Source organism: Reichenbachiella carrageenanivorans (genome assembly GCF_025639805.1).
GTDB lineage: Bacteria > Bacteroidota > Bacteroidia > Cytophagales > Cyclobacteriaceae > Reichenbachiella > Reichenbachiella carrageenanivorans.
Genome location: NZ_CP106735.1, coordinates 3,797,472 through 3,816,910 on the forward strand (window position 1 = coordinate 3,797,472; position 19,439 = coordinate 3,816,910).

The 19,439-nt window shown below is 41.0% G+C and carries 18 protein-coding genes; 3 read left to right on the plus strand and 15 right to left on the minus strand.

Features of this window, described 5'->3' with window-relative positions:
* Positions 1-7: 7 nt before the first annotated feature.
* The 12 genes from N7E81_RS15395 to N7E81_RS15450 form a co-directional block, all read right to left on the minus strand.
* Positions 8-949: an N-acetylornithine carbamoyltransferase gene (locus N7E81_RS15395; RefSeq protein WP_317624052.1), complete on the minus strand. Its 942-nt coding sequence runs from the start codon at positions 947-949 to the stop codon at positions 8-10.
* A complete protein-coding gene (locus tag N7E81_RS15400) occupies positions 946-2,073 on the minus strand; it encodes an aspartate aminotransferase family protein (RefSeq protein WP_263050489.1) in 1,128 nt (375 codons plus the stop codon). The genes N7E81_RS15395 and N7E81_RS15400 overlap by 4 nt, the downstream gene beginning before the upstream one ends.
* A gap of 2 nt (positions 2,074-2,075) precedes the next feature.
* The gene (gene proC, locus N7E81_RS15405; RefSeq protein WP_263050490.1) at positions 2,076-2,882 is read right to left on the minus strand and encodes a pyrroline-5-carboxylate reductase; all 807 of its coding nucleotides are present in this window, start codon (positions 2,880-2,882) and stop codon (positions 2,076-2,078) included.
* A 137-nt stretch (positions 2,883-3,019) separates the two neighbouring features.
* Positions 3,020-3,985 carry an N-acetyl-gamma-glutamyl-phosphate reductase gene (gene argC / locus N7E81_RS15410; protein WP_263050491.1) on the minus strand — a complete coding sequence of 322 codons (966 nt, stop codon included), beginning with the start codon at positions 3,983-3,985 and terminating at the stop codon, positions 3,020-3,022.
* On the minus strand, positions 3,982-5,166 hold the full coding sequence (gene argG, locus N7E81_RS15415; protein ID WP_263050492.1) for an argininosuccinate synthase: 1,185 nt from the start codon (positions 5,164-5,166) through the stop codon (positions 3,982-3,984). Before argG ends, argC begins: the two co-directional genes overlap by 4 nt.
* A complete protein-coding gene (locus tag N7E81_RS15420) occupies positions 5,163-5,789 on the minus strand; it encodes a GNAT family N-acetyltransferase (protein ID WP_263050493.1) in 627 nt (208 codons plus the stop codon). Before N7E81_RS15420 ends, argG begins: the two co-directional genes overlap by 4 nt.
* Positions 5,790-6,081: 292 nt before the next feature.
* Positions 6,082-7,059, minus strand: coding sequence for a GSCFA domain-containing protein (locus N7E81_RS15425; RefSeq protein WP_263050494.1), 978 nt, complete (start codon positions 7,057-7,059; stop codon positions 6,082-6,084).
* Between the two features lie 73 nt (positions 7,060-7,132).
* Positions 7,133-7,576, minus strand: coding sequence for a 50S ribosomal protein L9 (gene rplI, locus N7E81_RS15430; RefSeq protein WP_263050495.1), 444 nt, complete (start codon positions 7,574-7,576; stop codon positions 7,133-7,135).
* 9 nt (positions 7,577-7,585) lie between these two features.
* Positions 7,586-7,837 (minus strand): 30S ribosomal protein S18, encoded by a 252-nt coding sequence (rpsR, locus tag N7E81_RS15435; RefSeq protein ID WP_263050496.1) that lies wholly within the window; start codon positions 7,835-7,837, stop codon positions 7,586-7,588.
* Positions 7,834-8,190 (minus strand): 30S ribosomal protein S6, encoded by a 357-nt coding sequence (gene rpsF / locus N7E81_RS15440; RefSeq protein ID WP_084370701.1) that lies wholly within the window; start codon positions 8,188-8,190, stop codon positions 7,834-7,836. Before rpsF ends, rpsR begins: the two co-directional genes overlap by 4 nt.
* A 173-nt stretch (positions 8,191-8,363) precedes the next feature.
* Entirely contained in the window at positions 8,364-9,134 is a 771-nt protein-coding gene (gene surE, locus N7E81_RS15445; protein WP_263050497.1) for a 5'/3'-nucleotidase SurE, read from the minus strand.
* A gap of 102 nt (positions 9,135-9,236) precedes the next feature.
* Complete coding sequence (locus tag N7E81_RS15450) at positions 9,237-9,866, minus strand: DUF4136 domain-containing protein (RefSeq protein WP_263050498.1); 630 nt, start codon at positions 9,864-9,866, stop codon at positions 9,237-9,239.
* A 176-nt stretch (positions 9,867-10,042) separates the two neighbouring features.
* Here N7E81_RS15450 and N7E81_RS15455 point away from each other — a divergent pair, with 176 nt between their 5' ends.
* On the plus strand, positions 10,043-11,248 hold the full coding sequence (locus N7E81_RS15455) for a saccharopine dehydrogenase family protein (protein ID WP_263050499.1): 1,206 nt from the start codon (positions 10,043-10,045) through the stop codon (positions 11,246-11,248).
* 9 nt (positions 11,249-11,257) lie between these two features.
* Positions 11,258-12,376, plus strand: coding sequence for a carboxynorspermidine decarboxylase (gene nspC, locus N7E81_RS15460; RefSeq protein ID WP_263050500.1), 1,119 nt, complete (start codon positions 11,258-11,260; stop codon positions 12,374-12,376).
* On the opposite strand, the gene N7E81_RS15465 is transcribed toward nspC, so the two are convergent.
* Both N7E81_RS15465 and N7E81_RS15470 read right to left on the minus strand, forming a co-directional pair.
* Positions 12,377-14,260: a T9SS type A sorting domain-containing protein gene (locus N7E81_RS15465; RefSeq protein ID WP_263050501.1), complete on the minus strand. Its 1,884-nt coding sequence runs from the start codon at positions 14,258-14,260 to the stop codon at positions 12,377-12,379.
* 43 nt (positions 14,261-14,303) lie between these two features.
* Positions 14,304-15,161 carry a PASTA domain-containing protein gene (locus tag N7E81_RS15470; RefSeq protein ID WP_263050502.1) on the minus strand — a complete coding sequence of 286 codons (858 nt, stop codon included), beginning with the start codon at positions 15,159-15,161 and terminating at the stop codon, positions 14,304-14,306.
* Positions 15,162-15,347: 186 nt separating this feature from the next.
* Between N7E81_RS15470 and ddlA the strand changes: the two genes are divergently transcribed.
* Positions 15,348-16,424: a D-alanine--D-alanine ligase gene (ddlA, locus tag N7E81_RS15475; protein ID WP_263050503.1), complete on the plus strand. Its 1,077-nt coding sequence runs from the start codon at positions 15,348-15,350 to the stop codon at positions 16,422-16,424.
* Positions 16,425-16,426: 2 nt separating this feature from the next.
* Here ddlA and N7E81_RS15480 read toward each other — a convergent pair whose 3' ends face one another.
* A complete protein-coding gene (locus N7E81_RS15480; protein WP_263050504.1) occupies positions 16,427-19,438 on the minus strand; it encodes a T9SS-dependent choice-of-anchor J family protein in 3,012 nt (1,003 codons plus the stop codon).
* Position 19,439: the final 1 nt, after the last annotated feature.

The window sequence follows — 19,439 nt, forward strand, 5'->3', positions numbered from 1 at the left end:
TGATCGACTATCCGATCAATTTTCTTAATACCAAGTTGGCCGAAGTGACCCGGTGTGCCGCCTGCTGCATCACAATAGACGCCTCACTATCTATGACTTCATCCGCTACGATCACGTTTCTACGTACGGGCAAACAGTGCATAAATTTGGCTTGATTGGTCAGTTTCATTTTTTGTTGGTCTATCATCCACTTCTTGTCTTGCGACAAAATCTGACCATAATCTGTGTACGAAGACCAGTTTTTAGCATAGATAAAATCAGCACCTTCAAAAGCTTTTTGCTGATCATACTCTAACGTAGCTCCTTTCATAAACTCCGGAGCCAACTCATATCCCTCTGGATGTGTGACTACAAAATCGAAATCCATCTGTCCTGCCCATTGCGAAAACGAATTGGCAACAGCTTGTGGCAAAGCTTTCGGGTGTGGCGCCCATGAGAGTACCACTTTGGGCTTTTCCACCTTAGCAAATTCCTTAATTGTAATCATATCTGCCAATGACTGCAACGGGTGCAAGGTAGCCGATTCCATATTGATCACTGGTATGGTACAGTGCTTTACGAATTGGTTAAACACCTTTTCATTGTAATCGTCTTCTCGGTTGCTCAGCGAAGCAAACGACCGCACACCAATGGCATCAAAATAGCTACTGAGTACCCCAGCGGCCTCTTTGATATGCTCAGAAGTATAGCCGTTCATTACAGTACCGTCTTCAAACTCCAACTGCCACCCTTCTTGGTTTAAGTTGAATATAAAAGACTGAATACCCAAATTAAACGCCGCTTTCTGCATACTCAAACGAGTCCTTAAACTAGGGTTGAAAAACAGCAAACACATCGACTTGCCTGTATACACTTTAGGACCATAGGTCTCTATCTCTTTTTTCAGTTCTATCGCTTCCTCTACCCACGCTAGGGGGTCGTCTACGTCGTTGATCGAGCAAAAATTCATGATAATATTTCTTTAAGGGCATTCACAAATGTATCCGCCTCTGTTTTACCGATGCCCATGGGAGGCAAAAGTCTTAATACGTTTGGACTGGTGGCTGCACCAGTAAATATTTTATAATCTGAAATCAATTTAGATCTGATTTCCTTGACTGGTTCTGCAAACTCAAAGCCCAACAGCAAGCCTTTACCACGGATTTCTTTGATTTGTTTTACACCTGCCAATTGTGATTTGATATAGTCTCCCATTTCAGCGCTGTTAGCAATCAGGCCTTCTTCTTTGATTACATCCAGTACTGCCAAACCCGCTGCGCATGCCAGGTGATTACCACCAAAAGTAGTCCCTAACTGACCAAACTTAGCTTCAAACCGAGGAGAGATCAATACGCCCCCCATCGGAAACCCGTTACCCATGCCCTTAGCTACAGTGATAAGATCTGGTTTTACATTGGTATATTGAAAAGCGAAAAACTTACCTGAGCGACCATACCCAGACTGAATTTCGTCTAGGATCAAAATTGTTCCTGTTTCTTTACATGCTTTTTCGAGAGATTCTAAAAAGCCCTGAGCTGGCTCATATATTCCTCCAATACCTTGAATTCCTTCGATGAGCACAGCAGCATACTCATTTGAAGCAAGCGCCGCTGATACACCCTCCAAGTCATTCAACTCAAACAAATCGATATGATCTGTAGGGTTGACTGGTGCTTGGATTTTAGGATTGTCAGTTGCGGCTACAGCCAATGAGGTTCGACCATGAAAACCATTTTTGAAGGCCAACACTTTTTTTCTTCCTGTTTCGAATGAAGCTAATTTCAATGCATTCTCATTGGCTTCGGCTCCAGAGTTGCACAAAAACAAGTGGTAGTCTGGAAAGCCAGACAACTCCCCTAGTTCATGCGCCAATTCTTCCTGAACAGGAATCTTAATAGAATTGGAATAGAAGCCAATAGAATTCACTTGATTAGTGATATTAGACACATATTTAGGGTGCGAATGACCAATAGAGATCACGGCATGCCCACCATACATATCGAGGTATTTTGTTCCGTGATCATCCCACACATAAGCACCTTTCGCTTTTACGATATTAATATCAAATACAGGATATACTTTATAATTCTCCATGATTATTTTTCTGATATGATATCTGTGATTTTATCGTAAGACTTCATCAATCCTTTGATCAATGCAGAGCTCATACCTTCATGCTCCATTTCGTTGAGACCTGAAATGGTACAGCCCCGAGGCGTTGTCACTTTGTCTATCTCGGCTTCAGGATGACTGTCAGAATTGAGTAATAAGCTAGCTGCTCCCATACAAGCCTGAGTAGCCATGTTTTTTGCCTCTGGTGCATCAAAACCTAATTGAATGGCTCCTTGTGTAGTGGCACGGATCAATCGCATCCAAAAAGCAATACCACTCGCACATATCACGGTCGCTGCTTGCATCATTTTCTCTTCGATCACCAAAGTCTGACCCACAGCATTGAATATCTGCTCCGCTATTTCAAGCTGATCCTTGCCTTGCTCATTGGCACTCAGACAGGTCATAGATTGCCCTACTGAAATAGCCGTATTCGGCATACTTCTGATCACTGCAATGTCTTTTTTGATTACCTCTTCGATATCCTGAATGGCACGACCTGTCACCGTAGAGATCAAAACATGACGCCCTTCGAGCAACACACCTTTGATCTCATTGAGCACACTGTTTATCTGTCCCGGCTGAATGCATAGGATGATAATATCTGACTGTTGCACAGCTTCAATATTGCTGGAAGTTACCTTCACTTTATTGCTATCGAATTTCTCAGCCAAACCCGTTACATTTCTTTTGGTCAACGTGAGCTGATCCACCTGAAATTGAGTCTGATTGGCAATACCTTGTGCGATGGAGTATCCTAAATTACCAACGCCTATAAGTGCTATTTTCATTTTATTAGATTTTAGAGTCAGGATTCAAGAATCAAGACCATATTATTACTTTTTTCACGAGCCTTTGCGGTTTGTTGGTCACAAGACCAACAAAGGTGTAGATTAAAGAGGTTAATTAAAGCAACCTCTTTAATGGACTAAAAGCCTGTGCTCTTTAATCTCAAGCCTTCTTTTTGATCCAGTCCAAACATCAAATTCATGTTTTGAACTGCTTGACCTGATGCTCCTTTGATCAAATTGTCGATCACAGAAGTAACCAATACTGTATCGCCGTGCTTTTCTACATGGATCAAACATTTATTGGTATTGACTACTTGCTTCATGTCTGGCGCTTCGTCCAATACATGCACAAATGCTGCGTCTTTATAAAAGTCTTTGTACCAACTCACCACCTCTTCCTCGCTGGCTTTCACCGTAGTATACAAGCTAGCGAATATCCCTTTCGGGAAATTGCCACGCACAGGTAGAAACTTGATATCGTGAGCGAAGTCATTTTGCAATTGCTTAACTGACTGATTGATTTCACCCAAGTGCTGATGGCTAAATGCCTTATATATAGATACATTATTATTTCTCCAGCTAAAATGGGTCGTGCGACTTGGATTCTGACCAGCGCCAGTAGATCCTGTTACGGCATTTACATGCACATCTTCTGAGATCACCCCTTGAGCTGCTAATGGTAAAACACCCAATTGTATAGCTGTAGCAAAACAACCTGGGTTCGCTAGATATTTCGCTTTTTTAATTGCTTCCAAATTAAGTTCTGGCAGGCCATAAACAAATTCATTACCTTCAACTTCGAGTCTGAAATCATTACTCAAATCAATAATTTTGACATCAGCAGGCACGTCGTACTGATCCAAAAACTCTTGGGTCTTGCCATGCCCCGAACAGATGAAGATCACGTCCACATCAAGATCCAACACTGAAGCAAATACTCCCTCCAAATCACCAATCAAATCTTGATGGACGGCATAGAAAGGTTTACCTGCATTACTCGAACTTTGTACGCATGCGACTTCCACCTCTGGGTGGTTAGCCAATATTCTCAACAATTCTCCTGCGGTATATCCCGCTCCACCTACAACTCCTACTTTGATCATGAATTGATAGAATTATAGATTTTAGACTGATTAGCCAATATTTTGGTAAAGCCTTTCACGTCTTCGCCAGACCAGCCGTTGTTCATTTCTCCATATTGACCGAAGGTAGAACTCATCAAATCTTTGTCAGACGTGATACCAATCACTTCGAATCTGTAAGGCGCTAGCTTCACTTTCACAGTACCAGTCACGTTCTTTTGTGTGCTTTCTAAAAACACTTCTATGTCGCGCATCACAGGGTCTAGGAACTGCCCTTCGTGCAAGAGCATACCGTACCAATTGGCTAGTTGCTCCTTCCAGTGCTGTTGCCATTTGGTAAGCACATGCTTCTCTAGGGTATGGTGAGACTTGAGAATGATCACAGGTGCAGCAGCTTCGAAGCCCACACGGCCTTTGATCCCGATGATGGTATCACCCACATGCACATCTCTACCTATTCCGTACTTAGAAGCAATATCATTGAGTTTGAAAATAGCTGCTACTGAGTCAAGTTTTTCTCCATTGAGTCCCACAAATTCACCGTTTTCGAATTGCAGTTCTACTTCTTCGCTACCTTCTTTCTCTACCTGACTTGGAAATGCACTTTCAGGCAAAGACAAGTGAGACGTCAATGTCTCGTCGCCACCAACAGACGTACCCCATAGTCCTTTATTGATAGAATACTTCGCTTTCTCCCAAGAGATATTTACCCCTTTGGTGGCTAGGTAATCGATTTCTTGTTGGCGAGACAGCTTATTGTCTCGGATAGGCGTAATAATCTCAATGTCTGGACATATAATTTGGAAAATCAAATCGAAACGAACCTGATCATTGCCAGCCCCTGTACTTCCATGCGCAATGTATTTCGCACCAATAGACTTGGCATATTTGGCTATAGCCAAAGCTTGAAAAGCACGTTCAGCACTTACTGAAAGTGGGTAGGTATTGTTTTTCAATACATTACCATAGATCAAATACTTCAAGCATTGCTCGTAAAAATTAGAAGTTTCTTCTAGGCATTTGTGAGATGACACACCATACGAAAAGGCTCTCTTTTCTGTTTCGTCCAATTCGGCCTCTGAAAAACCTCCTGTGTTTACAATTACGGTATGTACGTCAAGACCTTTGTCCTGTAGATAGAATGCACAATAGGTAGTGTCCAATCCGCCACTAAATGCCAATACTACTTTCTTATCACTCATTTCTTCTTATTCAATTTTCGTTTATTTTTAAAATTAGTCAGTCGCTGAAATCTCTTAGCGATCGCACCTTTCTGCTTTTCGGCTTCTTTTTTCTTCGAGCTATCGTCGTAGAGCATACCTGTACACAAGCAATTGGCGCGATTGTTTCGCTCCAAGATGTCGTGATTAGGACAGCTTCTACACCCCTTCCAGAAGGCATCATCCGTAGTCAATTCAGAAAATGTAACTGGACGGTAACCCAATTCATAATTGATCTTGAGCACTGCTAAACTGGTAGTAATACCGAACAATCGAGTGCCTGGAAACTTCTCCTGTGAAAGTTCCAAGATCTTTTGCTTGATCCGTTTAGCCAATCCAATATTTCTGAATTTGGGGCTCACCACCAAACCAGAATTGGCTACATACTCCTTGTTTTGCCAGGTTTCTATATAACAAAAACCTGCCAACTCGCCGGCGCAAGTAGCTATAACGGCCTGCTGTGCTTCGATCTTAGACCGAATATACTCAGGCTCTCTTTTTGCGATTCCTGTTCCGCGCGCCTTGGCAGCAGACTCTATCAAATCACAAATCTCTTGAGCAAACTTAATATGCTCTATGGTTGCGTATTGCACATCCACGTTCATAACCCATGAACTTTAAATGGTTAACTAAAATTATTTTGAATCAATATTGGAATTGAGGTTACCGCATAGGCAACCTGATATTAGCAGACCCCTACGGGCCTGTTGTTCCTCCTAGGTGCAGGAGTAGCGGTGATGAATACGATATGTAGCTCTGTGTTTTTCATCTGAACGGTACAAAGAAAAACAAAGCTTCGAATAACCAATAACCTTTTGTTCTGATTTTTAACGAACACCTCCATTTTTATTGATCATTCAAAATACTACGGCTAAAATTAAATGGATTGCAAAGAATCTAGCTTTGCAATTGCTGCTGTAGTATATTTCGTTCTGATTCTACATCAAAATATTCAGAGAATATGGATAGTTTACTCAGTTGATCTCGAAGAAATTTCTGATGATTTTCGGATCCTGGATGAAACGGACGATGAGACAAAGCTGCTTGAACCTTCCCCCACTCTTTGAGTACTTTTCTAGTTTGATCAGAAAAATAGGTTTGTCCAAATTTTCCCCAAATATAATCTTCCGCCATTTCACTAGGATGAATCATGTCGGTTTTATAAAACCGGTAATCCCTTAGATCATCCATCATCATTTCGTATGCAGGAAAATAACCTGCTCCTTGATTTTGACATTCGTCGCAAAGCACCCGAAGCAGCGACTTGCTTAATTGATTGTCGATTATACCGTCTTTGATATGACGAACTGGGCTAACTGTAAATATGAATTGTAACTCAGGGTTGACCTCTTCTATTTTTCGCTTCAGACAATCAAATGCAACGCTCATTTCCTCCAACGACAACAAACGTTTGACAAAGTGTTTTTGAGGCACTTTATGGCAATTCGCCACAATCGCTCTGGACGCAATCGTTTCATAGACAAAAGCTGTCCCCAAAGTAATAAACACAAAATTGGCTTGCGCCAAATAGCTTTTCACTGCCTCAAGTCTGCTCGTCAATATCACTTCCAAAGTCTGCTGATCTTGTGCCGTATATTGAGAATGAAAATCCAAATGATAAAATTGACCATCTACATTCACAAACTTATCGGGATCAATCGACTCCGCTGCTAATAGATTAAAAATAGAAACCGGATTATAAACGGTGCCAAAAGGATTGACTAGGACTTCAAACTTATCAGACAGCAATTTCTGTCCGATATTATCGGAAAAACAAGAGCCTATTGTCAGTAACTTAGAAGCATGATCGACCTGCAGCCCCGCTGGCCTAGCGTGATATTCAGTACGAAAATTATTGGTATTGTGAATGACCATAAGTCAAAGATAAAGCAAAAAAAAAGCGACTCCACAAGGGAATCGCTTTCGTATATTCTAAAATTGAAGTGACTTATTCAGCTACTACGTTGATCGTTACATCATGTTGAACTTCTTTGTGCAAGTCCAAAGACACTTTGTATTCACCTACATTTTTCACCTGTCCTTCAAAGCTTATTCTTTTTCTATCTACTTCAAATCCTTTGACAGCTAATGCGTCTGAAACTTGCAATGCCGTGATAGCACCGAAAATTTTACCGCTTTCGCCAGCTTTAGTTTTGATTTCAAGTACTACTTCTCCGATAGAGTTAGCCAAATCTTGAGCATCTTGTCTCAACTTCTCAGCTTTGTGAGCAGCTTGTCTGATGTTCTCAGCAATCATTTTCCTGTTAGAAACGCTTGCAATGATGGCAAATCCTTGAGGGATCAAATAGTTTCTTCCGTACCCTGGTTTTACGTCTACTGTATCGTTCTTATATCCAAGGCCTTTGATATCTTCTTTCAATATAATTTCCATGTCCTTGTCTTATTTAAGTGAATCAGTAACGTAAGGCAACAAAGCAATGTGTCTCGCTCTTTTGATCGCTTGAGAAACTTTACCTTGAAATTTCTGACTTGTACCAGTCAATCTTCTTGGCAAAATTTTACCTTGCTCGTTTACGAATTTCAAAAGGAAGTTGGCGTCTTTGTAATCAATGTACTTGATACCATTCTTCTTGAACCTACAGTATTTTTTCTTCTGATCAGCTCTATTTATTGGCTCGTTTACTAATGTCATGATTTTGCCTCCTCTTTCTTTTTGTTAAATGCACCGCTCTTTCTCTTCACATTGTAAGCCAATGCATGCTTGTCCAATGCAGTTGTTAAGAATCTCAAGATCTTCTCGTCTCGTCTGTACTCTGTCTCAAGCGCGTCCACGATAGTTTCCTCTGCTTCAAACTCGAACAATTGATAAAACCCTGTTTTTTTGTGCTGAATCGGATAAGCTAATTTCTTCAGGCCCCAGTTTTCTTCATTGATGATTTTCGCACCATTGTCAACCAAAACCTTCTTAAACTTTCCGACAGCATCCTTCATCTGATCATCAGACAAAACGGGAGTTAAAATGAATACCGTCTCGTAATTTTTCATTATGAAATATTTAGTTTAAAAAATTTGAAGTGCAAAAGTAGATAAATTAGTTAAAAATAGAAAACATTAAACAAAAAGAACCGATCAATTTATAGCACCCCGCACAAACCAAGCCAGCAAACGACTTGAATTCAATACTCCACGGATAATTAAGCCCCCTCCTTTTAAGATAACTACAAATCCCACTTCTCGTTCAGGTGACTGAAAGCATGATGCCCAGTAAGGTCGAATTGACAAGGCACTATAGATATATAGTTGTTGGCAATCGCCCATTCGTCGTTGTCCTCTCCTTTGTCGTGATTCACAAAATTGCCAATCATCCAATAATAATCTCTCCCGTGCGGGTCTTTCCGTTTATCAAACTCCTCTTCCCAGCGAGCATTCGCTTGTCTTGCTACTTTGATGCCTTTGATTTTTTCGTTTTGCTTAGGTGGAATATTCACATTTAGGGCAATCCCTTTAGGCAAACCATTTTTCAGTGCTTCGTTGGCTATTTTAAGTACATATTCATCTACATGCGAAAAATCTGCATGCCAACTAAAGTCGCACAGCGAAAAACCAATAGCAGGCGTACCTTCAATAGCCCCTTCTATCGCTGCCGACATCGTACCTGAGTACAGCACACTAATACTCGTATTCGAGCCATGGTTGATTCCGCTCACCACCAAGTCAACTTTCCTACCTTTTAGCACTTCATGCTTAGCTAGCTTGATACAGTCTGCAGGTGTACCTGAGCATTTGAAAGCCTGAATGTCTCCAAATATATCTGCTTCTGACAACCTGAGTGTATCTCCTACCGTGATGGCATGCCCCATACCTGACTGCGGGCTATCTGGCGCAACTACCACTACCTCACCAATTTGCGCCATGAGCTCTACTAATTTCCTGATTCCCTTTGACGTGATTCCGTCATCATTCGATACTAATATAAGTGGTTTTGACATCTCTTATTTTTCTTATTTATATAACTAACTACACTAGCAAAGTAAGCAAAAAAAAGACCCGATCTTCATCGAGTCTTTTTTCCTTTCATGAAGTTGATTAAATCAACCGCCTTTGATCACATAACCATCAGCAATCAATCTAAATTCATTAAATATTTTTGAAGTGGCTACTTTAATGTTTCTTCTTGCATCTTTATTATCCTTTGCAAATACACCTGATGCGTAACCTTGCCATACGGTTTGTTTTTTCTTCCTATCAAAGAAAACCACCAGCAATGTCCCATCATTCATTTCATAATTACTGACTCTGTATTCTTCCCCTTTCACCTCTTCATCATCAAAAAAATCATCGCCAGACTCACTATCTTCATTTGTTGCCCCTGGTATCTCGGCACCTACCCAGCTCTCAAAGTGAGGTTGATTATATCCTCTCAATGAAAAATCATCATAAAATATTTTATACATCACCAAGAGGTCTGGCTTTTTGGTTTCCTTAAAATACCCCTGAGCTCCCATACGAGACGCAATTGTTTTCTCCAAGATCTCTCTATGAAAAAGCGTGTCATTCTCTGGACTAGTCATGAAATTGTAGGTCCGATATTTCTTAAACTTCCCACCATAACTATAATCTGAGTCTGTGATGAAATCCTTTTGAGAAAGACAGCTCCCCAAAAAGATCATTACTGCAAATAATAAATAGTTTTTGGGTCGTATTGAATTGGGTCGTATCATTTGTTCCTTTTAATTTACAATTGAAGTCTCAATCCGATTGTTTAATGATTGAACAGTACAATTTAAAGAAAATTTATCTATTCAGAAGTATCAACATAGATTTGAATTAATAAATTCCAATCATGACAAATACACAACAACGTTGTATAAATTTGAATTTTTAAAACCCTATAGAGATGTCAAGAATTTTAATCATTGGCGCAGGTGGTGTAGGTCGAGTAGTAGCCTATAAATGTGCGCAAAACTCAGAAGTATTTTCTGATATATGGATGGCTAGTCGTACCCAATCTAAATGCGACCAAATAGCCAAGGATATACAAGCCAACCTCGGCGTAAACGTCCACACCGAACAAGTAGATGCGGACAATGTACCCGAATTAGTCGCGCTTATCAAAAAAATACAACCGAAACTTATCATCAATGTGGCGCTGCCTTATCAAGATCTCACGATCATGGATGCATGTCTAGAAACTGGCGTTCATTACCTTGACACGGCCAACTATGAGCCAAAAGATGAGGCCAAGTTTGAATACAGTTGGCAATGGGCGTATCAAGATAAATTCAAGGCAGCTGGACTGACCGCCGTTTTAGGCTGTGGGTTTGATCCTGGAGTAACTGGTATATATACAGCCTATGCAGCCAAGCATCATTTTGACGAAATCCAATACCTCGATATTGTGGACTGTAATGGAGGTGATCATGGCAAAGCCTTTGCCACCAATTTCAATCCAGAAATTAACATCAGGGAAATCACTCAAAAGGGAAAATACTGGGAAAATGGTAATTGGGTAGAAACAGAACCGTTTGAGATCAAACAAGAGTTAAACTATCCCAACATTGGTGTAAGAGATTCTTATGTCCTCTATCACGAAGAACTTGAGTCGATCACAAAAAACTTCCCTAGCATCAAAAGAGCAAGGTTTTGGATGACATTTGGCCAAGAATACCTGACACATTTAAGAGTCATTCAGAACATTGGCATGGCTTCTATTGTGCCGATCAAATACAAAGGCATAGACATTGTTCCGCTGCAATTTTTGAAAGAGACGTTGCCTGACCCTGGCAGTCTAGGCGACAATTACGAAGGTGAAACGTCTATTGGCTGTAGAATAAAAGGGCTGAAAGATGGTGAGGAGAAAACCTACTATGTGTACAACAACTGTAAGCACCAAGACGCCTTTAATGAAACAGGCGCTCAAGGTGTCTCTTATACCACTGGCGTGCCAGCTATGATAGGTGCCATGATGGTATTGACTGGTGAATGGACTGGCGCAGGGGTGTTCAATGTGGAGGAATTCAACCCAGACCCATTCATGGACAAACTAAATACAGAAGGACTTCCTTGGCATGAGCAACACAATATAGATTTGGAGGTTCTATAAATGCAAAAAATGATACCTTCTCCCTGCTTCGTTCTAGACGAACAAAAATTGGAAAACAACCTGAGCCTAATCAAGCATGTCGCAGACCAGGCTCAGGTTGAAATCATATTGGCTTTCAAGGGTTTTGCCATGTGGAGTGCCTTCCCTATCGTACGCAAATATATTAGCGGAGCCACCTCAAGTTCTGTACATGAGATGATGCTGTGTAATGAACACATGCAAACCCAATCGCATACCTATGCTGTAGCGTACAAAGCAAGTGAAATAGATCAAATACTAGCTGGATCGAGTCATATCACCTTCAATTCATTGAGCCAATTAGAACAATTTGGTCGAAAGGCACATGAGCAAGATGTATCTGTAGGGTTACGTATCAATCCAGAATACTCAGATGTAGCAACGGACCTCTACAACCCATCTTCTCCCACATCTCGGCTCGGTGTAAAATCAGAAGCTCTGAATAGTGGCCTGCCTGAATATGTAGAAGGGTTACATTTTCATGTACTCTGCGAGTCGGATGCTGAAGCGCTAGAAAAAACACTTGAAGCCGTAGAGCAACGGTTTGGACATTTGCTACCACAAATCAAATGGCTCAACATGGGTGGCGGACACCTCATGACTAGAAAAGGCTACGACACTGATCGACTGATTCAGTTATTAAAAACCTTCAAAGCAAAGCATAATTTACACTTAATCCTGGAACCAGGAAGTGCTTTTGCGTGGGAAACAGGCACATTGAAAACAACGGTTTTAGACATTGTAGACAATGGCGGGATGAAAACAGCGATCATAGATGGCTCATTTACTTGTCATATGCCCGACTGCTTAGAAATGCCCTATAGGCCTAATCTTGCCAAAGGATACAAAGAGGTCACACAAGCCAAATATCAGTATCGGCTAGGTGGAGTAAGCTGCCTTGCTGGAGATTTTCTTGAAGCTTATTCGTTTGAGGAGCCTCTGCAAATCGGAGATGAAATCGAATTTCTAGACATGATTCATTACACTATGGTGAAAACCAGCACTTTCAACGGCGTACAACATCCTGCGATTGGTATCCTAAGAAAAGACAGAACATTTGAACTTGTGAAAACTTTTGAATACGACGATTACAAAAATCGGTTATCGTGATTAGTGTTGTACCACGATCTTTCTGGTCTCTGACAAGGGACCAGAAGTGATTCTGATCAAATACAAACCATTGACCAAATCTGAAACCTCTACCTGCTGAGTCCTCCCCGACTTCAATGTCTGCCCTGACAAATCCATGATTTCATAGTAATCGAATATACCTTGTACATTCAGGGTATACTGAACGGGATTGGGAAATATATTGAGCTGGCCTATTTTATATTCTACATCTGAAACTACAAAATCAGAATTAGCAAATCCCGCTCTAATCATAACCATGCCATCCACCTTATAATTAGGCTCCCAACCATTCTCAATATTCATAAATATTTTCTGTTTGCCCAACAAGTTATCTTTGTCCAAGCCTATTCCAATATAGTCACTCGTATATTGCTTCATGACAATAAAAAATTCGCCATTTACAATGACAGGCGTTTCGAAGGTAAACCTTGAGAACTCATTGACTCCAGCACCGCCCGATATAAAAAAATCTTGCGATCTCCTTACATCTACATCATCATCCGTCAACTGGCTCAACACAGACAGTGTAATACGTTCGCCAGCTGGCAAAGGGTTAATCTGGGGAAAGTAAATATCAACATGCGTTAGTGTATCCGAGCTAGGCAATACAAAGGAAACCGCCAACTGACCTTCTACTTTATTGAGCCCTGCGGCATACTCTGCACTACCATCGTCATAGGCCAAGGTTTCATGCACTTCATGGTAGCTCCTTATCGTATCATTTAATCGATAGTTATAAAACGGATCATTGAGATACACCGTATCGGCAGAACTGGGGGTGGCAGTAGGGTTGTGAGCGGACACAAAAAAACCGTCATCTGTATTAAATATAAATTCTAACTCCAGAAACAAAGAATCCGTAGCAATAGATTGCAAATCCGCAGACTTGATGGCATCAACTTGCACAGTATTACGTCCAAAATTATTGATTGGATTGGCCGTAGCCGTAGGCTGTGTATACAGCAAGCTCTTGGTCAACGTGTCTCGTATATAGAAATCGTACGTCGGAAAAAACCTACCATCCTCTAGTGTTGTCATTTCTAGCGTCATGTCCTGATAGATAGTATCAGGAAAATCAAAAATAACATCATAAGGAATCATGGTATATTGGCTAAACATGGACGAAGGCATGCTTCCAAAAGCACGATCCCACAGAGACTCATCCGTTTCATGTCTATCTTGGTTAAGATAAACGTAATCTATATTCCAAATATCGAATGGTCCTGTTCCGTTACCTGCAGCTTGAAAACGAAACTGAAACCCTTCATGAAAAAAATCATCCGATTCAATCTGAATCATCTCCTTAGTGAAAGTCTCGTGTAAATTCTCTTCCAAACCTTGCTTTTCAAATTGCATAATCCACTCCCCGTGTTTGTTTTTGAAAAAGACTTTCAATGAATCTTTATGCTCTGGTACTTCACCATAACCTCGCATTTGCCAAAAAAATGAAAAATATACGGAGTCCTGTTTTTCTACTGGCAACAATAAATTTATCGGTTTAGACGTGAGCACATCTGTAGCAGCACTACCTACAGCAGTAGGTGGCTGGTGTGGATTACCTGTCAAATCAATACCATCAAAAGAAACCACATTCACTGTAGGTGATATTTTGCCAAGCGTACCATTGATGATTGCTCCTGTATTAGACGCCCACAGCTCTTCGCTAGGTATTAGACTGGCAAACGAAAAATCATCCCAGAAAGGCAAAGAAAGCGTATCTCCCACATCTGCTACTCTCACTCCATGTTGACCCGACAAAGGAACTTGTATAGGGATTGGCCTAACCTCGAGCTGCGCCTGACTAGTTAGTGCTATAAAGACAAACCAGACCAACAAACCAATACGACAGCTTTTGTAATACATATATTCTAAATGAAGAATGAAGTTAATGTTTGAAGAATTTGGATCATTCAGTACCCAGATCCAACGTTGGCACTTCTTCTATTGCAGCAGAATCCACTTTCACGATCCACAGATCTATCTCCTGACCAATCTTTGCTATATTCTTGTCATTTGGAGAGTGTTTAAACACTTTCCCAGGTCTGGCTTCTATGGTTTCTGTGACCACTTCTCCACCCGAAACCTCTTTTTCTTTTATTATTTTTCCTTGATCTTCATAGAATACATCGCCTAGTTTCAACCCATAACCACGCATCACAAATACCGCTTCATCCAAGCCCATATTTGTTAGATTAAGCATTTGAAAAGACTGATTGCCCAAACCATCTCCTACTTCAAAATCAATCTTAGAACCTTTTGGAATTTCCTCACCACCATTCAGCTTCTTGCCTTCATAGTATTGCGCCAGAATGGTATTCAAGGCAAAATCAGGTTTATATTTTATGTCTCCCAATAGCAACCCTAAGCTCCTCAATTCGAGCTGAGCGTTTTTCAGCGAACGCTGAATCAAAGAAGGCATTTTCACTACTGGTGGCTTAGTTGCATTAAGTGTAATGTAGATTTTTCGCCCTTCTTTTACTTTGGCTTGCGGCAATGGAAATTGCTTGAGCACAGCCAACGGTGGGAATTTCGGAGAATAACCAGAATCTGATTCTACTTCGTACCTCAGGTCTCGTTCTTCCAAAAACTCTTCCAAATCTTCGAGCAAAATCCCTTCCAAGTTAGGAACTGTCATACTCTCACCATGGTTGGTAGTAATAGGCAAATACATGTAAAAAACAAACAATAATATAACGACGGAAGCCACACCGGCTAATCCAATATGAATCAATAAATCCTTCTTCGAAGCTTCACTTTTACTCATTTCTTTCTTTCTGTAGGTGACGCGGCAAATTACAAGGAATCCTTGAAAAAATTAAATAAAAAGGGCTTATATAATCCAATTTGAAACATCTGAAAGTATAGTTTTTGGCTATAGCCAAATGACAGCATAACTTCTCACAATCTGATAGATACATTAAATATCTTCTTATATACATTTGCGACCAATATGGAGAATAAAATCAAAGTAGGCATCTTGTTTGGCGGAAAATCGGCCGAACACGAAATTTCGCTCAAATCTGCTAAGAATGTCATCGAAGCATTAGATAAAAACAAATATGAGCCTGTACTTATTGGTATCGATAAAAATGGTCAATGGCTATACAACGAGCAATCGTCGATTATTCTCCATGCGGACGACATCGAAAAAATCAGTCTAAACCCTAACAGCGAAACTGTAGCCCTAGTCCCTCAAAGTGGTGGACAGCTGTCTGGAAGTACACAAAAAATAGACGTAGTCTTTCCTATTTTACATGGCCCACTTGGCGAGGATGGTTGTACTCAAGGTTTATTAAAACTAGCAAATGTGCCTTTTGTAGGCGCTGGCGTTTTAGGATCTGCCGTGGGTATGGACAAGGACATCATGAAAAGATTGCTCCGAGATGCAGGCTTGCCTATAGGCAAATATCTGACTATTAGATCTCACCAAGAAAGGCCTAGTTTTGAATCAGTTACCGATACACTGGGACTACCATGTTTCGTAAAACCCGCAAACCTAGGCTCTTCTGTCGGCATCAACCGAGTAGATACCGAAGACCAATATCAAACAGCACTAGACGAAGCATTTTCATTCGATCACAAGATTATTATCGAAGAGTTTATCGAGGGTCGAGAAATAGAGTGCGCCGTACTGGGCAACGAAAACCCCAAAGCATCTATACCTGGCGAAATTTCATTCACACACAGTTTTTACTCGTACGAAGCCAAGTACCTCGACGACCAAGGGTATAAAATAGACATTCCTGCCAAAATTTCTGAGCAGCAAATCACTGACATCCAAAAAATGGCAATCGATACCTTCCAGACTTTAGAATGTGAGGGGTTTGCTCGCGTAGATGTGTTCCTCACCAAAGATGGCCGACTACTTGTCAATGAAATCAACACCATCCCTGGATTCACTCAGATTAGCATGTATCCTAAGCTTTGGGAAGCCTCTGGCATAGCCTACAAAGATTTGATTGATCAGTTAATACAATTGGCCATTGCTAGGTTTGAAAAAGAAAAGCAAATTAAGAGCTCCGTATAAGACTACTTCCTAATGTAAACCTTACTAGATAAATTGGTATATCGCCCCAGTACTTGCAACAAATACATCCCATTATTAGTCACAGGCAGACGATTCAGTCGGTAAGTTTGGTTGATCGTATTAGGGAAACTTTCTTCTGTAATGATCTCTCCATCGAGACTTACAAGTCTAATCAGCACCTCTTCTTTAATATTGAAGTTGAACTTCACATTTATGTAATCTGATGCTGGATTGGGAAAGGCTCTCATGGTTTCTGTAATCTCTAACTGCTCTTCTTCATCAGACACATACAGTTCTATATTGTCCAAATACAGGTTATTCCCATTTTCGTTGGTCACGACAAAAGCCAACCTAACTTCAGAAAAGCCCACCAGCTCTTCTAGAGCCAAAAACTCATTACGCCAATCCAAACTATCCTTAGGTACCCATTCTGTATCACTAGGCTTCACAGCCAAATTCCCACCTTTTTTATTGTATAGCTCTATGGTATATGTTTCCCCACAATCCACCGAGCCCCATACTTCCAACTGCTCGTTTCTACCAGTCTTGTTAGCATAAGACACATCAAAAGTCATCGAAGCCGCATCGGTATTAGAAAAATCCAGCACTGGACTTACCATCCAGTTTTCAACACCTAGATTCGTCAATTCATAGCCTCTTACTGTGGGCGCATAATTACTCACATTGTCGACTCTAAACTCAGACATTACCCAATCGGCAGGGGCATCGGATCGCACAAAATGCCAGTCAGACGATTCCAATAACTTAGTAAATCGCTCTCTAAGAGGAATCTCTTCAGAGAAATCATCCACATCAAAATAGGCCACCGTGAAATTATTAGAAGGGTCTTGGTCTAGTACACCATTGGGACGGCTCACTGATACAGTCAACTCATGGCTTCCCTGATCCACATCAGAAATATCCAAGGATACCACCCCAGAAAGTCCCGACGGAATCAATACATCATCGATTGTCATCTGCTCCCCCTGATCTCCTATTTGATAGGCTATTTCAAATATATTAACCTCATATTCTCCAAAATTTTTAATCTCAACATTTATAGTCACATCTCCCGAACAACTCACTACTGGAGGGCCAACAGTCTCTACAATCGCAATATCATAATCGTTTACTGCAACAGAATACAACTCAATATCATCCACATAAATCTGGTTGCCGCCGCCATTGTTACCAATGAATGCAATAACTACTTCCTCTCCCAAAAATTGGCTCATACTTTCCTCTACCGTTACCCAGTCTCCAGGCCCTGAAGGCACATAAGTGGTAGCACTTTGGGAGACGGTGGCCAGATCGGCTCCTATCTCTTGGAAAATAATATTGTCTTTTGGGAAAGTAGCTCCACAATCAGTAGATACCACGACTGTAAGCGCATCTGTCTGGTTGCCTGACAAACTAGCGTAAGCATATTTAAATTTAAAATCAGCAGCAGTCACATTGGACAAGTCGAATACAGGACTAATCAGGTAATCTTGTTCCCCAAAATGATCATCCGTTGAACCGAAATAATTTAAAGTAGCAGCTACATTCGTAGCGATTAGCTTAGGAGCCTCTTCATACGTCCAAGCTGGTGTCTCTGTCTTATTGTTTGACAACTTCCAATTCGGAACTGCAGCCAACTCTTCATTCGTAAATTCTTCCAAAAAAGGAATAGTTGTAGAAACAGGCAAAAACACCTTGACCCATTTGCAATCATTTTCAACATTGGCATCCGTCATGGCATTTACCTGAGCTACTTTGTACGACACCTCCAATACGTCAGAAGTCAGTGTATAGCTAGAAAAGCTAACCACCGTAGACTGACCTTGAGTCAGCACATCAGTAACTAACTTAGTCTCTATTACCGCCTCATCAACCAATACTTCTAGGTTGAAACTAGTGATGTCATTAGTACCATAATTTCTGACTTCCACAGAAGGGACTATAGTGGCATTACAGTTGCCAAATGTAGGCGAAATGATCGCTCGTACTCCTAGGTCGTTATCTACAAGAACGGGGGCTATTCCTCCCAAACTACTTAAAAGTTCTTTTCGCCGCGGGCTGCTTTCCAATACCACTCGCATACGATCGCTTTGTTCTTTTGTGAAAAGGTTCATACAAACATCATCAGTATAGTCCATATAATTTTGAAACATATCATTGGAACTACATGAGAAAGCATCTCCCACATCTGGACAACCCGAAGTACTCGAAGATTGAGCAGGTGTGTCTGCACAATAATCATCTACTCCACAGCCTCCATCACCCCATACATGCCTGAGACCCAGCCAATGGCCTGTTTCGTGTGTCATGGTTCTCCCTTTCGAAAAACTATCTGCATTGTGTGCAGTACCAAAATAGGCGTAGTCCACGTACACACCATCAATCAATCGATTGAGGTTGGGTTCGACATCCATGCCAGGCTCATTCGAAATTGGAAATTTAGCAAAACCCAACAGGTCTCCTCTCAGGTCTGCCACCCAGATATTAAAGTATTCTTCGGCAGGCCAGTAGCTATTGGCAGCCAACGCTTCCGCTTCCGACAGTGTATAATTAGACTGATTTCCTTTTACCCGCACGATACCTGTAGTTGGCAGGCCTTCTGAATCTCTTTTGGCAAGTACAAACTCGATGTTTACATCGGCCGCGACAGGCAAGAAATCCGTTGGAGTATCAGAGGCATCGTCATTGAGTCTGCGAAAATCTTCATTGAGGGTTTCTATTTGATTAAGTATCTGGGCATCAGGGATATTTCCATTCGTCCCTAAGGACTCGCCATTGTGCACAACGTGTACTACAACGGGTATCTCATACACGACTGTACTAAGCAAATCAAACTGCCTGCTGCGGGCTTGTTTTAGATTGATTCTGGTTTTGAGCCAATCTTCAAATTGAGCTTTGGACTCATCTTCTTCTAATAACGACGCTGTTTCATTAAACTGGGTAGTTCCACACCGATCTTGCGCATGAGTCCATTGGCCAAAACCCAGCAAAAAAAGAAATAAAAGGATTTTCAAA

Coding starts and splice junctions, on each gene's coding strand:
- N7E81_RS15395 (WP_317624052.1), bottom strand. CDS start 949: ATGAATTTTTGCTCGATCAACGACGTAGACGACCCCCTAGCGTGGGTA.
- N7E81_RS15400 (WP_263050489.1), bottom strand. CDS start 2,073: ATGGAGAATTATAAAGTATATCCTGTATTTGATATTAATATCGTAAAA.
- proC (WP_263050490.1), bottom strand. CDS start 2,882: ATGAAAATAGCACTTATAGGCGTTGGTAATTTAGGATACTCCATCGCA.
- argC (WP_263050491.1), bottom strand. CDS start 3,985: ATGATCAAAGTAGGAGTTGTAGGTGGAGCGGGATATACCGCAGGAGAA.
- argG (WP_263050492.1), bottom strand. CDS start 5,166: ATGAGTGATAAGAAAGTAGTATTGGCATTTAGTGGCGGATTGGACACT.
- N7E81_RS15420 (WP_263050493.1), bottom strand. CDS start 5,789: ATGAACGTGGATGTGCAATACGCAACCATAGAGCATATTAAGTTTGCT.
- N7E81_RS15425 (WP_263050494.1), bottom strand. CDS start 7,059: ATGGTCATTCACAATACCAATAATTTTCGTACTGAATATCACGCTAGG.
- rplI (WP_263050495.1), bottom strand. CDS start 7,576: ATGGAAATTATATTGAAAGAAGATATCAAAGGCCTTGGATATAAGAAC.
- rpsR (WP_263050496.1), bottom strand. CDS start 7,837: ATGACATTAGTAAACGAGCCAATAAATAGAGCTGATCAGAAGAAAAAA.
- rpsF (WP_084370701.1), bottom strand. CDS start 8,190: ATGAAAAATTACGAGACGGTATTCATTTTAACTCCCGTTTTGTCTGAT.
- surE (WP_263050497.1), bottom strand. CDS start 9,134: ATGTCAAAACCACTTATATTAGTATCGAATGATGACGGAATCACGTCA.
- N7E81_RS15450 (WP_263050498.1), bottom strand. CDS start 9,866: ATGATACGACCCAATTCAATACGACCCAAAAACTATTTATTATTTGCA.
- N7E81_RS15455 (WP_263050499.1), top strand. CDS start 10,043: ATGTCAAGAATTTTAATCATTGGCGCAGGTGGTGTAGGTCGAGTAGTA.
- nspC (WP_263050500.1), top strand. CDS start 11,258: ATGATACCTTCTCCCTGCTTCGTTCTAGACGAACAAAAATTGGAAAAC.
- N7E81_RS15465 (WP_263050501.1), bottom strand. CDS start 14,260: ATGTATTACAAAAGCTGTCGTATTGGTTTGTTGGTCTGGTTTGTCTTT.
- N7E81_RS15470 (WP_263050502.1), bottom strand. CDS start 15,161: ATGAGTAAAAGTGAAGCTTCGAAGAAGGATTTATTGATTCATATTGGA.
- ddlA (WP_263050503.1), top strand. CDS start 15,348: ATGGAGAATAAAATCAAAGTAGGCATCTTGTTTGGCGGAAAATCGGCC.